Below are 16425 nucleotides of genomic sequence, written 5' to 3'. Positions count from 1 at the left end.
GGACAGGGGTTACCCCACGGCCAGCGGTTGTTTCACCTGCGCCAGCCGGCGGCGGGCCAGCACGCCATAGCGCGGGGCGAACAGGATGGCGACGGCCAGGATCAGGCCGGAAAGCGTGGCAATGCTGCCCGCCGCCCCCACCGAATGGTCAAACCCGACCAAAGCCGGCCCGAAAGCCCCCAGCGCATAGCCGCCAATGGCGGCCATAGCCCCCGCCAGCAGGGACAGGGCGATCTGCGCCGGCATCCGGTCGCACAACAGGCGCGCGGTGGCGGCCGGGCAGATCAGCATGGCGATGACCAGGATGGACCCCACCGCCTCAAACGCCGCAATCGCACACAGGGCCGCCAGCGCCACGATGCCATGCTGCACCAGGGCGGAGCGCAGGCCCAGCGTGTCGGCCAGTGCCGGATCGAAACTCACCAGCGTCAGTTCTTTCAGGAAAATCAGCACGATGGCCAGACAGAAGGCAAAGACGGCGGCCAGTTGCACCACCTGTCGCGGCAGGCTGGCCCAGGTGCCGGGGTCCAGCAGGCTGGACCAGCCGGCAGGCCCGAACCAGAGGATGCCCTCCAACTGGCCATACAGCACACAATCAGCATCCAGATCGACCTGCCGCGCCGGCCCCTGTTCGATCAGGATGACGCCCAGTGCGAACAGGCTGGTGAAGACCACGCCCATGGCGGCCCCCGCCTCCACCTTGCCCAGGCGGCGCACCAGCTCAATCAACAGGCCGGCGGTGACGGCGGCCACCAGGGCGCCGGTCAGCATGGGCAGCGTGTCGCGCGTGCCAGCCACCAGAAAGCCGGCGACGATGCCGGGCAGCACGGCATGGCTGATGGCATCGCCCATCAGGCTTTGCCGCCGCAGCACCAGGAAATTACCCACCAGCGCACAGGAAAGACAGGCGAACAGGGCCGCCAGCATGGCCGGCAGGTCAACCGACAGAAAGGTTTGTGTATCCGGCAGGGTCATGGCGCCGCCCCCAGGGAGGCGCGCAGCCGGGCGCGGCGCAGCGTGCGGGCCAGCAACCCGCGGGCCGGTGCGAAAAACAGGCTGGCCATGAAGAAGCAGGAGGCGACCAGCACGATGATGGCCCCCGCCGGCAGGTTCTGGAACCGGGCGGAGAGCAGGGCGCCGATGCCGCCCGACAGGCCACCGATCAAGCCGGCCACCAGCAGCATGATGCCCAGCCGGTCGGTCCAGAACCGGGCGGCGGCGGCAGGCGTGATCAGCAGGGCGATGATCAGCACCAGCCCCACCGTCTGCAAGCCGGCCACCGTCACCAGTGTGACCAGCGCCATCAGGCCCAGGTCGAACCGGCCGGTTGGCCAGCCGGCGGCGCGGGCAAAGCCTTCATCAAAGGCCAGCAGGCGCAATTCCTTGAAAAACAGGGCAACACCGGCCAGGGCCGCCAGGGCCAGCACGGCCAGGGTGGCGGCCTCCCCGCTGCGCATGGCGGCGGTCTGGCCAAAGATGAAGCCCTTCAGCCCCGCCGCATTGGCGGCCGGCAGGGCCTGCACCACCGACAGCAGCACCACCCCCAGCCCGAAGAAACAGGACAGCACCGCCCCGATGGCGGCATCTTCGGGCAGGCGGGTCCAGCGGGTGATGGCCTGGATGCAGGCCACGGCCAGCGCGCCGCTGAGTGCGGCCCCCAGCAGCAGCAGGGGCAGCGATCGCCCCTCCACCCCCAGCGCCAGCCCGACCAGAAAGGCGATGACGATGCCGGGCAGGGTGGCGTGGCTTAAGGCATCGCTGACCAGGGCGCGGCGGCGCAGTACCATGAAACAGCCCACCGTGCCGGCGGCGATGCCCAGCGCCGTGGTGCCTGCCAGCACCATGGCGGTATTATGGCCCATGCCGGCGAAGGGCAACCCTTCCATCATGACAGCAGCGACAGGCCGGAGGCCCGCTGACCATAGGCCAGACGCAGGTTGGCATCCGTCAGCGTGCTGGCCACCGGCCCGGCGGCCACCAGGGTGCGGTTCAGCATCAGCACATGGTCGAAGGTGGCGGCCACCGTCTGCAGATCATGATGCACACAGATGACGGTGCGTCCCTCCGCCTCCAGCTCCCGCAGCACGGCCAGGATGGTCTGTTCGGTGGCGGCATCCACGCCGGCCAGCGGTTCATCCATGAAATAAAGCCGCGCTTCCTGGGCCAGAGCGCGGGCCAGGAAGACGCGCTGCTGCTGACCGCCGGAAAGCTGGCCGATCTGGCGGCGGGCATAATCGGCCATGCCCACCCGGTCCAGCGCTTCCATCCCGGCGCGCTTATGCGCACCCGTAATGCGCCGGCCCCAGCCGATCATGCCGTAGCGGCCCATCGTCACCACATCCAGCGCATTGACGGGGAAATCCCAATCCACGCTTTCCCGCTGCGGCACATAGCCGATCAGCCCGCGTTGTTGGGCCAGCGGACGGCCATAGACCTCCACCGTCCCGGCCAAGGCGGGCACCAGCCCCAGCACCGCCTTCAGAAAGGTGGATTTGCCGGCCCCGTTGGGGCCGACCACGGCCACCAGCCCGCCGGTCGGCGCCGCCCAACTGACATCCCGCAAGGCCAGTTGCCGATGATAGGCGACGGAAAGCCCGGTGACCGACAGCGGGCTGACGCCGGCATCGGCGGGGGGGATGAAATTGCGGGTGCGCAGCCGTTGCAGCATGGCCATCACCGTCCCGGTTGTGCCAAGGCCAATCGGCCCTGGAAGCCGCCTGCCGGCGGCGACCCGCCCAGGGCCTGGGCCATCAGCGTGACATTATGGTCGATCATGCCGATATAGGTGCCCTCATAGGTGCCGGCAGCCCCCATGGCATCGGAATAAAGCTGGCCGCCAATGGCCACCTTGTGCCCCTTGGCAGCAGCACCCTGCACCAGGGCCTGGACATTGCGGTCCGAGACGCTGCTTTCCACGAACACCGCCGGGATTTTCCGCGATGCCAGCATGGTCACCACGGACTCGATGCGTTGCAGCCCGGCCTCTGATTCCGTGCTGATGCCCTGGATGCCCACCACCGTCAGCCCATAGGCGCGGCCGAGATAGGAGAAGGCATCATGCGCCGTCACCAGCACCCGCCGTTCAGCCGGCACAGTGGCCAGCACATCGCGCGCATAGGCGTGCAGCCGGTCATATTCTGCCGCCGCAATGGCGGTGCGGCTGCGATAGGTGTCGGCATGGGCGGGATAGAGGGTGGAAAGCTTGTCGCGCACCCCTTCCAGTGCCCGCTTCCACAGCGACACATCCATCCAGACATGCGGATCGGGATGCCCCTCCGCCCCTTCCGGGTGCAGCAGCAGGCTGGCGGGCAGCGCGCTGGCGGCGGGGTGGACGGGCTTGCCGCCCGCCGCCAGCTTGTCCAGCGTCTCCGTCATCTTGCCTTCCAGGAACAGCCCGCTGGGGAACACGGCATCGGCGCGCATCATCGCCACCGTGTCGCTGCGCGTCAGCTTATAGGAATGCGGGTCGATGCCTTCGCCCATCAGGCTGGAAATCTCGGCCGTGTCGCCGGCCACGGCGCGCAGCAATTCCGCCACCTGGCCCGTGGTGGCCAGCAGGCCGGGCTTGCCCGCCGCCGCCCTTGCTGAGGCCGGCAACAGGCTGGCGGCACCGGCAAGGGCCAGCAGATGGCGACGGGACAGGGGGGCGCTGCGGCGGCTCACGGTCAGGCTTCGTCCTTGGAATGATTCCAGATTATCATATAAACCGCCCATGGGCGGGTGCAAGCCGTGGTTTATAACAGTTCCATGGCTGAAACGGTTGCGGGATGCCTGCGGCTATTCGGCATCGTCGGTTCCGGGTTTCGGCTTTCCGCGCCTTCCCACCGTGGGCACGATGGTCGGGTGCTGCATCAGTGCCAGGAAGGGCAGGTCGGACGGGCGGTTGCCATAGCCATAGGTGGCGGTGAAGGGGCCGTCGCTTTCCAGCAGTTCGGCCACCCGGCGGGCCTTTTCATCGCGCACACAATTACCGCCCTGCATATGGCCGGTCAGCACCCCATTCACACATTCCATTTCCGTTGCCATCAAGCCATCCACCGGCAGATCGGCCAGCAGGCGCGGCATGTAAAGCGCCAGCGCGCCGGTGGCGACAATCACCCGGTGGCCCTTGTCGGCATGGCGGCGCAGGGCATCCAGCATGGGCGGGTGCCAGCGCAGCCAGCCGGCCAGATCGTCGGCGGCAGCCTTTGCCTTGTCGGCCGGCACCCCCTTCAGGGTGCGGGCCAGAAGGCCGGCCTTCACCTGGGTGCGGATATCCCCGCCCTTGCCCCGGCTGGCCCGCATCACGGCGGCGCGCAGCGACCGCACCATGGCAAAGCGTGCCTTGCGCTTGCCCACCACCCGTTCCAGGAAGGGCAGCAGACTGTCGCCGGCAACCAGCGTGCCGTCGAAATCAAAAATGGCGATGCCCTTGCTCATGATCCCTGGAACCTGTGAACCGGATTCAAAGGGGCAGGCGGCGGCGGATGGCCGCCCCTACCCATGCCCCAACGATAACGCAAAGCGGCGACCACCAGACCGAATCGGGGGTCTGGAAAATTTCGCCCATCACCCCGGTGAAGGCCAGCAGGGTCAGCACGCCGAGAAAGACGGAACTGGCCGTGGATTCCGGGGTCGACAGGCGCAGGCGCAGCCGTTTCAGCGTCAGCCGCAGGCCGGCATGGGCCAGAAAGGCGGCCAGCGTGCTCATCAAAAAGGGCACCAGCGCCCCATCCACCAGATCGGGCACGCCATCGCCCCAGGTCGCACTCATCACCGCCCCGGCCTTCAGCATCAACAGCCAGACCAGCGCATAGAAGATGGCATAGAGCAGCACGCCATTGGCCAGATGGCTGAAAATACGCGCGAACAGTGTCGCCTCCCCCCGGATAACCCGCGGCCATCAAAGCCGGTTGGCGCTTTTCTCTCAAGCCCTTTCCGGGTAAAGGCTGGCATCTGTATCGTTCCAGCTGGAAGGACCAAGGATTATGGCGCGCGAAAAGATCATCATTGATACCGATCCCGGCCAGGATGATGCCGTGGCCATGTTGTTGGCCTTTGGCGCGCCGGAAGAGATTGAGGTGCTGGGCATCACCGCCGTGGCCGGCAATGCGCCGCTGCACCTGACAGAGGTGAATGCCCGCAAGATTTGCGAGTTGGCGCGGCGCACCGATGTGAAGGTGTTTGCCGGCTGCGACCGCCCGCTGTTCCTGGACCTGCACACCGCCCCGGAAGTGCATGGGGAAACCGGGCTGGACGGCCCGCATCTGCCCATGCCCACCATGCCCCTGCAGGAACAGCACGCCGTCGATTTCATCATTGAGACGCTGCGCAGCCACGATGCCGGCACAGTGACGCTGTGCCCCATCGGGCCGCTGACGAACATCGCCACGGCGCTGACCCGCGCGCCGGATATCGCGCCGCGCATCAAGCAGATCGTGCTGATGGGCGGCGCGCAGACCGAGGGCGGCAACAGCAGCCCGGTGGCGGAGTTCAATATTTTTGTTGATCCGCACGCGGCCGATATCGTCCTGCGCTGCGGCGCGCCCATCGTGATGTTCCCGCTGGATGTGACGCATCAGGTGTTGACGTCGCAGCGGCAGATGGCGCGGGTGAAGGCCATTCCCGGCCCGATCGGGCAGGTGACGTATGAGATGCTGGATTTCTATCGTCGCTATGATGAGGCGAAATACGGCACCGATGGCGGCCCGCTGCACGATCCCTGCACCATCGCCTGGCTGCTGAAGCCGGAACTGTTCAGCGGCAAGCTGTGCAATGTGGCGGTGGAAACGGCCAGCCCGCTGACCATCGGCCAGACGGTGGTGGATAAATATCTGAAGACCGGCCGCCCGGCCAATGTGCATTACATGATGCAGGCCGATGCCGATGGTTTCTTCGATCTGCTGATCGACCGGCTGCTGCGTCTGGTGTGACGCAAGGGGCATGGGACATGCCCCTTGGAGGCCAGCGACTGCTGGCCCGCGGGCCCGTGCCCGCGCAAGCCAAGCTGCCGGAGGCAGCGCCCGGCGATTGAGGGAAATTGGTCATATCAAGAGCCATGATCCATGGTTCTTGATATGACGACAAACCGACGGGGTGGCGGTCAGTCTTCCGCCATCCCTTCAGGCAGCACGCAGTTGCGCACGCTGGCGCCCTTGAACAGGCCGTCGGGCACCGCTGTCTTGGTGAAATCCACCCATTCCACCGTCGCATCGCGCAGGCGCAGCGGCAGGCTGCCGCCACCGCGCAGTTCCAGTGGTGCCAGATCGGCGGCCTCCAGCAGCGCGTGACGCAGCGTCGCCCCCTCAAAGCCAGCACCGCGCAGGTCGGCGCTGGACAGGTCGGCATAGGGCAGGTTGGCGCCGTTGAAATCGGCGGCCGCCAGCTTGGCATGGGAGAGCAGGGCGCCCGACAGGTCGGCACCCCGGAACGAGATCGCGGACAGTTCGCGGCCGCGCAGATCAACGCCCTTCATCTTGCGGCCGGTGAAATCCGCCCGCGCGCCGCTGCGCCCACCACTATCCACCCATTCTTCATGGGAAGCCACCAGCCGGTCGATCTCCGCCAGATTGTTCAGATGCTCGGTGAAGGCTGACAGGCCCTGGAACATGCGCCGCGTCGTGTCATTGACCGTGAAGGTGGCATCCTTGATATCGGCATTATAAAAATTGGCGCCATCCATATTGGCGCCCAGCAGCACTACGCCCTGCAGGTCGGCCTCGCTGAAATCGGCCTTGGCCAGATTGGCATTGCGCAGGTTGACGCCGCGCAGCTTCACCTTGCGCATCACCGCATCTTCCAGGGAGGCCTCCTCCATATTGCAGAAGGAAAGGTCGGTGACATATTCCCGGCTGATGACGTCGCGCTCCCCCTCGCTGTTGCGGCGATGCATGGTCAGGTTGCCCATGCGCATGTCGCTGCCATCCAGCTTGGCCTGGGCCAGATCGGTCTTGTAGAGCCTGGCCCCGCGCAGGTTGGCGCGGGTGAAGTCGCAATGTTTCAGATTGGCGCCGATGAACAGGCTGTTGGAAAGATCAGCCTCCCGAAAACCGCACCCTTCCATATCGCATTGCGACAGGTTGCAGGCCAGCAGGATACTCTGGGAGAGATCAAAACCCCGCAGCTTGGTGCGTTCCAGATTGGCTAGCCGCAATTCCAGCCGTTTCCCGCTGCGCTTTCTCAGGAAAAGCGAATGCTGGGCCAGCAGCAATGTAAGGTCTTGCTTGGAACGGGTGGATGATCCGGAAAGGTCGGTCATGATAGCGGTCAGTCAGCCAGCAGAGTATAAAAGTCAGCGCGCAAACCGAATGCCTATGTGTGCGACGACTGGTTGACGCTATCCTGCAGCCTTTTTTTAAAAATACAAATAATTAACTTATTAATAGATTTCGATGGCCCATCATTCACCTGTGGTCAGGCATCGATCTCGGCGAAGCTGCATTCCCGCAGCACGGCACCGGCCATCTGTTCCGGCGTGATGTTGCACAGGCTGAAGCTGGTCCATTCCACGCTGGCCCCGGCAAAGCGGGTGGCCAGCTTGCCGCCGCCGCGCAAATCCAGATCGCCGAAATCGGCCGCATCCACGTTTGTGTGCAGCAGGCGGGCATTTTCCAGGCTGGCGCCGCGCAGATCGGCGCTGGCCAGTTCGGCATAGGCCAGGGTGGCCCCGTTGAAATCGGCAGCGGCCAGCCGTGCATGGGCCAGCTTGGCCCCGGTCAGGTCCGCGCCCCGGAAGGAGACGGCCGACAATTCCCGGCCGCGCAGATCAACCCCGCGCAGGGCCTTGCCGGCAAAATCCGCCCGCTGGCCGGCGCGCCCGCCGGAATTCACCCATTCCTCATGCGAGGCGACAGCGCGGTCGGTCTCCCGCAGGTTGGACAGATGTTCTTCAAAGGCAGGGTTGCCGGAGAACAGGCGCCGGGTTTCGTCATTCACCGTGAAAACGGCGTTCTTGATATTGGCCCCGGTGAAGATTGCCCGGTCCATCGTGGTGCCCAGCAGCACGACGCCCTGCAGATCCGCGCCTGAGAGATCAGCCCCGGCCAGATCGGCATTGCGCATATTGACGCCGCGCAGCCGCACCTTGTGCAGCACGGCATCGCGCAATGTCGCCTCTTCCATGTTGCAATAGGAAAGGTCGGTGGTGAATTCCCGCTGCGTTGGCACCCCCCCGCTGTTCAGGGTGATGGAACCGATGCGCATGTCGCTGCCGGTCATATTGGCCTGCTGCAGGTCCGATTTATAGAATCGGGTGCCGCGCAGGTCGGCGCGGGTGAAATCGCAATGGCGCAGATTGGCGCCGATGAACAGGCTGTTGGACAGGTTGGCGGCTTGGAAATGGCAGCCTTCCAGATCGGTATGGGACAGGTTGCAGGCCAGCAGCAGGCATTGGGACAGGTCGAAATTATGCAGCCGCATCCCGGAAAGGTTCTGCAGCCGCATCTCCAGCCGCTTGCCGGCATGGCCGCGGGCAAACAAAGTGTGCTGGGCCAGCATGACCTGCATGTCATGCGAGGGCAGGGAGTGGGCGCCGCGGGCGGTGTTCATCAAGGTTTCTGTATCTGTTCTCTGCCGTGAATGCCGATCATGCCATACAATGACGCCCCGGTAAGCCACCAAGCGCGCGCCCCGCGCCCACCAAAAGGATTATGTCCTTTGGTGGCACCTCAACCCCAGACGGCACTGATGGGCGGATAGGCCAGGGCCCCCTCGTAGCGCAGGCCCGGCTCCCGGTCGCGGGCCAGCAGCAGCGGCCCGTCCAGATCGACATAATCGGCCCCCTGGGCCAGCAGCAGGGCAGGGGCCATGGACAGGGAACTGGCCACCATGCAGCCGATCATGGTGCGCAGGCCCAGCACCTCCGCCCGTGCCTTCAGCATCAGCGCTTCGGTCAGCCCGCCGGTCTTGTCCAGCTTAATGTTGATCACGTCATAGCGGTGGGCCAGTTCCTCCAGCCCCTCCAGCCCATGCGCGCTTTCATCTGCACCGATGAGCAAGGGGTGGTCGATATCGGCCAGGGCGGCATCCTGGCCGGCGGGCAGGGGTTGTTCAATCATCTCCACCCCCAGATCGGCGAACTGCCGGGGCAGGTGGGCCAGATCGTCCAGGCTCCAGCCTTCATTGGCATCCACGATCAGCCGGGCGGCGGGGGCGGCGGCCCGCACGGCGGCCACGCGGGCCAGATCGGCCCCGTCGCCGGCCAGTTTCAGTTTCAGCAGCGGCCTTGTGCCCGCCAGCGCGCGTGCCGCTTCCGCCATGGCCTGCGGCGTGTCGATGGACAGGGTGAAGGCGGTGGTCACTGGCAGCGGTTCGGCCAGCCCAGCCAGCCGCCAGGCCGGCTGGGCGGTGCGCTTGGCGGCCAGATCCCAGAGCGCGCAATCCAGGGCATTGCGGGCGGCCCCCGGTGGCAGCGCCTGTTGCAGCGTGCCCCGGTCCAGCCGCCCGGACGCCAGGGCGGGGGCAAGCGCCTGGATCGCCGCCATCACCCCTTCCACGCTTTCGCCATAGCGGGCATAGGGCACACATTCCCCCCGGCCGATGCTGCCATCATCGGCCCTCAACGTGGCCGTCACCACCCGCGCCTCGGTCTTGGCACCACGGGCGATGCGGAAACTGCCCCGGATGGGGAAGGCGGTGCTTTCCACCGCCAGGGCAAGGGAGGGGGCATTCTCTGTCATGGTGCGGGCGGGTTTCCAGGCTGGCAAAGAAGGGTAATCATCCTAAACCCGTTGCCATCACTTTCCCACCCCGGTCGCAATGCGACAGATTCTGTTGCATTGCCATGGTGGTCGCGCAGCAGGCTTCCCATGTGATAGACCGTTGGCGCCCGACGCCGAAGGGCGGCCTGATGGAATGGGGAAAAGATGGATTTCCGCGTTGCCTGGCGTGAATCGCTGGCGGTCTACCTGCTGTTGCTGGCCGATCCCGGCCGCGTCATCCGCTTTGCCGGGGCGCCGGCCCTGGTGCTGACCGTGCTGGGTGTGGCCCAGATGACGGGGCTGCAGGGCAGTACCGGCAATCTGCTGCTGCTGCTGTCGCTGCTGGGCACGATCTGGAGCGTGGGGGTGTGGACGGTGCGCTGGGCGCGCTTTCTGCTGCTGGGGGAAGATCAAGTGCAGTTCTGGGACATGCCGTTCGAGGGGCGTATCTGGCGCACCGGTGGCATTGTGCTGGCCTTGATTCTGGGCTCCCTGCTGGCGGCGATCATTCCGGCCTCTCTGGTCATGGCCTTGCTGACCGGGCTGGTCGGCGGCTTGCCGAAGGGCGGGCCGGCGGTGGACGCGCCGGCCCTGGCCGCCATGCTGCCGGACTGGTTCCATCTGCTGGCGATTCTGGTCTGTCTGCTGATGATGCTGTGGCCGGTGGCGCGGCTGGCGCCCGGCATCGGCGCCGTGGTGCAGGATCAGCCGATGGCGCTGGGCGGCAGCTGGAAGGCCACCGCGCGGCTGGGCGGTCTGCCGGCCTGCCTGGCCCTGCTGCTGGTCAGTGTGCCGCTGCAGATCCCTTCCGTGCTGCTGGTGTTCGGTTCGCTGGCCAGCGGCAATGTGTTGCTGCTGCTGGTCACCAATCTGGTGATGTCGCTGACCCAGCCGTTGGTGGTGGCTGCCTCTGCCCTGCTCTGGGCCCGCATCTATGGTGTGGCCATCGGCCCCTATATCAAGCCCCGCCCTGTGCGCACGGATGATGAGGCGGAATGACCCTTGGTGGTCAGCGACCGCTAAAAACCAGGGTCATTCCATGACCCTGGTTCACGGATGGCGGATGGTCAGCGTCTGGCAGCTTTGCGGCCGGTCCACGCGCAGACTGGCCCCGTCCGGCCAGATGATTTCCAGCTGATCCACCTGATGGGTGGCCCCCAGCCCGAAATGGGCCACTGGTTCCATCTGGCAGAGATAGCCTGAACCGGCGCAGATGGATCGCATCTGCTGCCGCCCGCCGGCCCACAGCCGCACCAGTGCCCCGCGTGCCGGGGCCCCGGCGCGGGTCAGCGGCCGCACCCGCAGCCAATGATGGCCGCGCGGCTCCGCAATGAACAGGGACAGCGGCTGGGCCGCCTGTTCCCCATGGGCCACCAGCAATTCCAACTGGCCGTCGCCATCCAGATCGGCGACGGCGGCCCCGGTGCCCAGGCCCTGGGGCAGGGTGGCGTCGCCGGCATCCAGCAAGACCCAGCGCTGGTCCCGCCAGCCGAACAGCCGGTTGGGCTGGCCCAGATTGTTGAAGAAAATCTCCTCGTACCCGTCATTATCGAAATCAGCGACGATGATTGTGCGGGTGCGCGCGGTCTGCGCCATTTCCGGCGGGGCGACATCAGCGAATCCACCGCCGCCGCCCTGCTGGTACAGCCGGTGGCGGCCTTCCCAATTGGCAAGCACCAGATCAAAGCGCCCATCCTCCCCATCCAGCAGGGCCACGCCGCGTGCCGCCTGGGCCGGATCGGCCAGCCCCAGGGCCTCCGCCATCTCCAGAAAATGCCCGCTGCCATCATTGCGGAACAGCAGGTTGGAGCCCGCTTCCATGCCGATGAAAATATCCGGCCGCCCGCCCAGCAGCGGGGCCGCCAGCAGGGACCGGCCGGCCCCCGGCCCATCCAGCCCGCAATCATCGGCCATATCCTGCAGCCGTCCCCGCGCCCCCATCTCATACAGCCGCAGCGGGCCGCCATGATTGGCGACGATGAAGCCATAGCGCCCGCTGCCGGTGCGGTCGATCACGCCCACGCTGCGGCCGGCGAAGCGGTTGGCGGCGGCGAAATTCTCCGGCAGGGCGAACAGGTCGATCCAGCGCTGGCCGAAACAGGCAAACAGCCGGTCGCTGACCTGTTTGGGCCCGGAATGGCCGTCATTGTTGAGGATATAAAGCTCTTCCCGCCCATCGCCATCCAGATCGCCGCAGGCCAGCCCCACGGCGCGCCGCCTGGCATCGGCGATCAGCGGGTCGGTGATGTCGACCAGCCGATGGCCATCCCATTTCAGCAGACGATTCGGGCCGCCATAGCCGGCCACCATAATCTCGTCATGCCCATCGCCATCCAGATCGGCCACCGCCACACCGTAATGCAGCGCCGGAACATTGCCGGAAATCAGGTTGGAGCATTCGATGAACATCACCGTCCCCTGCCAGATGAACCCGTTGGGTATGAACCTGTTGATACGCCCATTGGCGCGGCTGCGGCAAGCGACCCCTCCGGGTCAAGGGCGCAGTAACGCATGGCCGGACCGCATCGGCCAAAAGCCCTGCAACACCGCCAGTCAACCCTATTCTTGCGGCGTAGACCGGCAAAAAGCGCTTGTGGTGGGGACGGGATTTGGTACGATCCGGCCTCTCAGCAAACAAGATATTGTGTCCACTGCAAGTTATCCACAGCGTCTGCACTGGGGAAAACGGGGTATAGGTCATGCGCGACGGCGAAGTGAATGAATGGGTTCCGCAGGGTGGCGATGTGTTCGGTCAGGTGCAGATGGTCAAACATCCCGCCGTGGTCGTCGATCGCTCCCGCGATGAGCTGTTGACCGCCTTCGGCAAGGCCACGCTGAACGACCGCTATCTGATGCCGGGCGAATCCTATCAGGATCTGTTTGCCCGCGTCGCCAGCTATTATGCGGATGATCAGGCCCACGCCCAGCGCCTGTATGACTATATCTCCCGCCTCTGGTTCATGCCGGCCACGCCGGTGCTGTCCAATGGCGGCACCAGCCGTGGCCTGCCCATTTCCTGCTTCCTGAACGAGGCCAGCGACAGCCTGGAAGGCATTGTCGGCCTGTGGAACGAGAATGTGTGGCTGGCGGCCAAGGGTGGCGGCATTGGTTCCTACTGGGGCAATCTGCGCTCCATCGGGGAGCAGGTGAAGGATAGCGGCAAGACCAGCGGCGTCATCCCCTTCATCCGGGTGATGGACAGCCTGACGCTGGCCATTTCTCAGGGCTCGCTCCGCCGGGGTTCGGCCGCCTGCTATCTGCCGATCACCCATCCGGAGGTGGAGGAATTCATCGAGATGCGCCGCCCCACCGGCGGCGACCCCAACCGCAAGGCGCTGAACCTGCACCATGGCATCTCCATCACCGACGCCTTCATGCGTGCGGTGGAGAATGACGAGGAATGGGGCCTGACCAGCCCGAAGGATGGCCGCATCCTGCGCCGGGTGAAGGCGCGCGACCTGTGGATCCGCATCCTGACGGCGCGGGTGGAGACGGGTGAGCCCTACCTGTTGTTCATCGACCATGTGAACCGCGCCATCCCGCAGCATCACAAGCTGGCCGGGCTGAATGTGAAGATGTCCAACCTGTGCAGCGAAATCACGCTGCCGACGGGTCTGGACCCCTGGGGCAAGCAGCGCACTGCCGTCTGCTGCCTCTCCTCCCTGAACCTGGAATATTTCCTGGAATGGCAGGATCACCCGACCTTTATCGAGGATACGCTGCGCTTCCTGGATAATGTCATGACGGACTTCATCCAGAAGGCCCCGTCGGACATGGAACGCGCCAAATATTCTGCCATGCGCGAACGCTCCGTCGGGCTGGGCGTCATGGGCTTCCACAGCTTCCTGCAAAGCCAGATGATCCCGCTGGAAGGGGTGATGGCCAAGGTGTGGAACAAGCGCATGTTCGCGCTGATCAAGCGCCAGGCCGACGCCGCTTCGGTGAAGCTGGCGCATGAGCGGGGGCCGTGCCCGGATGCCGCCGAATATGGCATCATGGAGCGCTTCTCCAACAAGATCGCCATTGCGCCGACGGCGTCCATCTCCATCATCACCGGCGGCGCTTCGCCGGGGATTGAGCCGAACGCCGCCAATGCCTTCACCCATAAGACCCTGTCGGGCAGCCATTCGGTGCGCAACCCGTACCTGGAAAAGCTGCTGGAACAGAAGGGCCGCAATGATGAGGATACCTGGTCCGACATCACGCTGACCGGTGGCTCCGTCCAGCATCTGGACTTCCTGACCCAGGAAGAGAAGGATGTGTTCAAGACGGCGTTCGAACTGGATCAGCGCTGGTTGATCGAACATGCTGCCGACCGCACGCCCTATGTCTGCCAGAGCCAGTCGCTCAACGTCTTCCTGCCGGCCGATGTGCATAAGCGCGACCTGCACCAGATCCATATGCTGGCCTGGAAGAAGGGCGTGAAGAGCCTCTACTATCTGCGCTCCCTGTCGGTGCAGCGGGCGGAAAGTAACATGACCAAGACCATTGGTTCCGACAAGCCGGCGCCCGTAGCCCCGGTGGAAACCAATAAGTACGAGGAATGCCTCGCCTGCCAGTGAGCCATTCAAAAAAATCGCATCTGATTAAAATCATGCCCCGCCGCTGTTTGAACAGCGGCGGGGTTTTTTGTTTGGCTCCAAAAAGGTCACCAAAAGGATGCATACCATTTTATGATGAAGTTAGTCTTCGCTCAGGAAAAGGAGCCAGTATGTTTCAAGGCACCCCTGCTTTTGCCTAAATTTTAATCAAGTTATTATTTTCATTATATTTATATGTTACATGGCAATTTAAAATTGGGTTTCCAAATGTTTTATAATTAGATATTTTATTATTTAAATAGTTTCCAATAAGTATAAAGAAATAATTTTTAGTTTTTACCATATTTTAAGTATACGATTTAATGTTAAGATGCGTTAAGGCATCCAAGCTTAATTTTGATTCGCTTTTCCATTCTGTAAAATTTAATTTCCCCTCAAATATCCATATTTGGGGGAAGTATCGTGCTTTCGAATTTTAAGATCGCCACCAAAATATTTGCAGTGGTGGGCTTTCTTTGCCTTGTCTCTATGGCCATTGCCGGGGTGGGCATGAATGGTACGGGCCAGATGGAAGATATGGCCCAGGAATCCAACAAGGCGACGCGCGCAGCACGCCTGGCGGCGCAGGTTAACCGTTATGTGGTGATGATGAACCGGGCGGAATATGCCCTGGCCGCCAATCCGGCAGAGGTGGCGGATATTGAAAAGAACGTCATTGAGATCAAAAAACAAGCCCGCGACAATTTCAGCCAGCTGGAAAATCTGATCGACGACAAGCAGGCAGCGATGCTGGCCAATATCCGCCAGAGTTATGATCGTTATGAGAATGAACTGCAAAGCACGATCACACGCACCAAAAGCGTCGGTACGGTGACGATGAGCGATGCGCAAAAGATTATTTATGGCGAGGTGCTTTCCAGCCGTGTGGTGGCCGACAAGCTGCGCGAGGGCATGACGGATTTCGCCAATTACACCAATAATAAAGCTGACTTGATCGCTGACAAGGCCACCGAAACTGGTGATCGTGTCGGCTGGATACTGATGCTGGTGGCTGGTTTCGGCATTGCCGTGGGGGCGGGCGGTGCCTGGGCCATTTCCAATTTCGGTGTGGTGAAGCCGCTGACGGCGGCCTTGGACTGCCTGCGCCGTCTGGCCAATGGGGAGTTGAACCTCACGATCATTGGCAAGGGCCGCCGGGATGAGATCGGCGATATGGCCGGGGCCATGCTGGTGTTCCAGGAAAACGCGGTGCAGCGCCAGAAATTGCAGGAGCAGCAGGAAGCCGAACAGCAGCAGCGGCTGGCCCGTGCCGCCCGCATCCAGGATCTGGTGCAGGAATTTGAAAGCACGATGGGCAATGTGTTGGAGGTGATTGCGTCGGCCACCACCGAACTGGAAGCCACGGCCAATTCCATGTCCAGCACGGCAGAGCAGACGGAGCAGCAGTCCAGCGCGGTGGCTTCCGCTTCCGAACAGGCGACCGCGAATGTGGAGACCATGGCGGCGGCAACCGAAGAACTGGCGGCAACAGTGCAGGAGGTGACCCGCCAGATGCATGATGCCCGCGCCATTGCCGATGAGGCCGCCATGGAGGCCGCCAGCAGCCGCGACTATGTCGAAGCGCTGGAAACCGCCGGGGAACGGATTGGCGATGTTGTCGCCCTGATCCAGGATGTGGCCGGCCAGACCAATCTGCTGGCGCTGAATGCCACCATCGAAGCGGCGCGGGCAGGGGAGGCCGGCAAGGGTTTTGCCGTGGTGGCCAGCGAGGTCAAGCAATTGGCCAACCAGACCGCCCGCGCCACCGATGAAATTCGCGGCCAGGTGGAAGCGATGCGCACCTCCATCAAGGCGGCGGCCGACAAGATCGGCCATGTGGCGGGGGTGGTGGATCGCCTGAACCGGGTCGCGGCCAGTGTGGCCAGTGCGGCCGAACAGCAGGCCGCCGCCACGGCGGAAATCGGCCGCAATGCCTCGGAAGCCGCCCGCGGCACGCAAGAGGTCTCCAGCACCATCCATCAGGTGCGTGAAGCCGCCGGCACCACGGCATCGGCGGCGGGGCAGGTTCTGGCCTCCGCCGGGGAGCTGGCACATAAGACGGTCGATATGCGCCAGGGGATCAGCCGCTTTATCGAGGGCGTCCGCGCCGCCTGATCCAGCCGCAGGCCCGACAGGCTTATGCCCCCACCCCGTGTAAGGCCGGGGCA

At 64.1% G+C, this 16425-nt stretch carries 14 protein-coding genes; 4 read left to right on the top strand and 10 right to left on the bottom strand.

Features of this window, described 5'->3' with window-relative positions:
- Nucleotides 1-9: 9 nt before the first annotated feature.
- From PCJ49_RS05980 to PCJ49_RS05955, 6 genes are all read right to left on the bottom strand, one after another.
- On the bottom strand, nt 10-975 hold the full coding sequence (locus PCJ49_RS05980; protein ID WP_089286528.1) for a metal ABC transporter permease: 966 nt from the start codon (nt 973-975) through the stop codon (nt 10-12).
- Nucleotides 972-1889, bottom strand: coding sequence for a metal ABC transporter permease (locus tag PCJ49_RS05975; protein WP_269910155.1), 918 nt, complete (start codon nt 1887-1889; stop codon nt 972-974). Before PCJ49_RS05975 ends, PCJ49_RS05980 begins: the two co-directional genes overlap by 4 nt.
- Nucleotides 1886-2674: an ABC transporter ATP-binding protein gene (locus PCJ49_RS05970; protein ID WP_347710422.1), complete on the bottom strand. Its 789-nt coding sequence runs from the start codon at nt 2672-2674 to the stop codon at nt 1886-1888. Before PCJ49_RS05970 ends, PCJ49_RS05975 begins: the two co-directional genes overlap by 4 nt.
- Nucleotides 2674-3663: a zinc ABC transporter substrate-binding protein gene (locus tag PCJ49_RS05965; protein WP_269910154.1), complete on the bottom strand. Its 990-nt coding sequence runs from the start codon at nt 3661-3663 to the stop codon at nt 2674-2676. The genes PCJ49_RS05970 and PCJ49_RS05965 overlap by 1 nt, the downstream gene beginning before the upstream one ends.
- A gap of 114 nt (nt 3664-3777) precedes the next feature.
- On the bottom strand, nt 3778-4419 hold the full coding sequence (locus PCJ49_RS05960; protein WP_269910153.1) for an HAD-IB family hydrolase: 642 nt from the start codon (nt 4417-4419) through the stop codon (nt 3778-3780).
- A gap of 25 nt (nt 4420-4444) precedes the next feature.
- On the bottom strand, nt 4445-4816 hold the full coding sequence (locus PCJ49_RS05955; protein ID WP_089286531.1) for a hypothetical protein: 372 nt from the start codon (nt 4814-4816) through the stop codon (nt 4445-4447).
- Nucleotides 4817-4967: 151 nt separating this feature from the next.
- Here PCJ49_RS05955 and PCJ49_RS05950 point away from each other — a divergent pair, with 151 nt between their 5' ends.
- Entirely contained in the window at nt 4968-5912 is a 945-nt protein-coding gene (locus tag PCJ49_RS05950) for a nucleoside hydrolase (protein ID WP_269910152.1), read from the top strand.
- 170 nt (nt 5913-6082) lie between these two features.
- On the opposite strand, the gene PCJ49_RS05945 is transcribed toward PCJ49_RS05950, so the two are convergent.
- The 3 genes from PCJ49_RS05945 to dgcA form a co-directional block, all read right to left on the bottom strand.
- Nucleotides 6083-7237: a pentapeptide repeat-containing protein gene (locus PCJ49_RS05945; protein WP_269910151.1), complete on the bottom strand. Its 1155-nt coding sequence runs from the start codon at nt 7235-7237 to the stop codon at nt 6083-6085.
- 155 nt (nt 7238-7392) lie between these two features.
- A complete protein-coding gene (locus tag PCJ49_RS05940; protein ID WP_089286534.1) occupies nt 7393-8526 on the bottom strand; it encodes a pentapeptide repeat-containing protein in 1134 nt (377 codons plus the stop codon).
- Between the two features lie 119 nt (nt 8527-8645).
- Nucleotides 8646-9656: an N-acetyl-D-Glu racemase DgcA gene (gene dgcA / locus PCJ49_RS05935; RefSeq protein WP_269910150.1), complete on the bottom strand. Its 1011-nt coding sequence runs from the start codon at nt 9654-9656 to the stop codon at nt 8646-8648.
- A gap of 186 nt (nt 9657-9842) precedes the next feature.
- Between dgcA and PCJ49_RS05930 the strand changes: the two genes are divergently transcribed.
- Nucleotides 9843-10676, top strand: coding sequence for a hypothetical protein (locus PCJ49_RS05930; RefSeq protein ID WP_269910149.1), 834 nt, complete (start codon nt 9843-9845; stop codon nt 10674-10676).
- A gap of 51 nt (nt 10677-10727) precedes the next feature.
- Here the strand turns inward: PCJ49_RS05930 and PCJ49_RS05925 are convergent, their stop codons facing one another.
- Nucleotides 10728-12086, bottom strand: a complete 1359-nt coding sequence (locus tag PCJ49_RS05925) for a CRTAC1 family protein (protein WP_269910148.1) — start codon at nt 12084-12086, stop codon at nt 10728-10730.
- A gap of 353 nt (nt 12087-12439) precedes the next feature.
- Between PCJ49_RS05925 and PCJ49_RS05920 the strand changes: the two genes are divergently transcribed.
- A complete protein-coding gene (locus PCJ49_RS05920; protein ID WP_269910501.1) occupies nt 12440-14239 on the top strand; it encodes a ribonucleoside-diphosphate reductase subunit alpha in 1800 nt (599 codons plus the stop codon).
- Nucleotides 14240-14680: 441 nt separating this feature from the next.
- Nucleotides 14681-16372 carry a methyl-accepting chemotaxis protein gene (locus PCJ49_RS24745; RefSeq protein WP_269910147.1) on the top strand — a complete coding sequence of 564 codons (1692 nt, stop codon included), beginning with the start codon at nt 14681-14683 and terminating at the stop codon, nt 16370-16372.
- The last annotated feature ends 53 nt before the right edge of the window (nt 16373-16425 follow it).

This window comes from Niveispirillum sp. BGYR6 (assembly GCF_027568365.1).
Classification (GTDB): Bacteria; Pseudomonadota; Alphaproteobacteria; order Azospirillales; family Azospirillaceae; genus Niveispirillum.
Note: the sequence above shows the minus strand (reverse complement) of the source record. Positions and strands in the feature narration are given on the sequence as shown.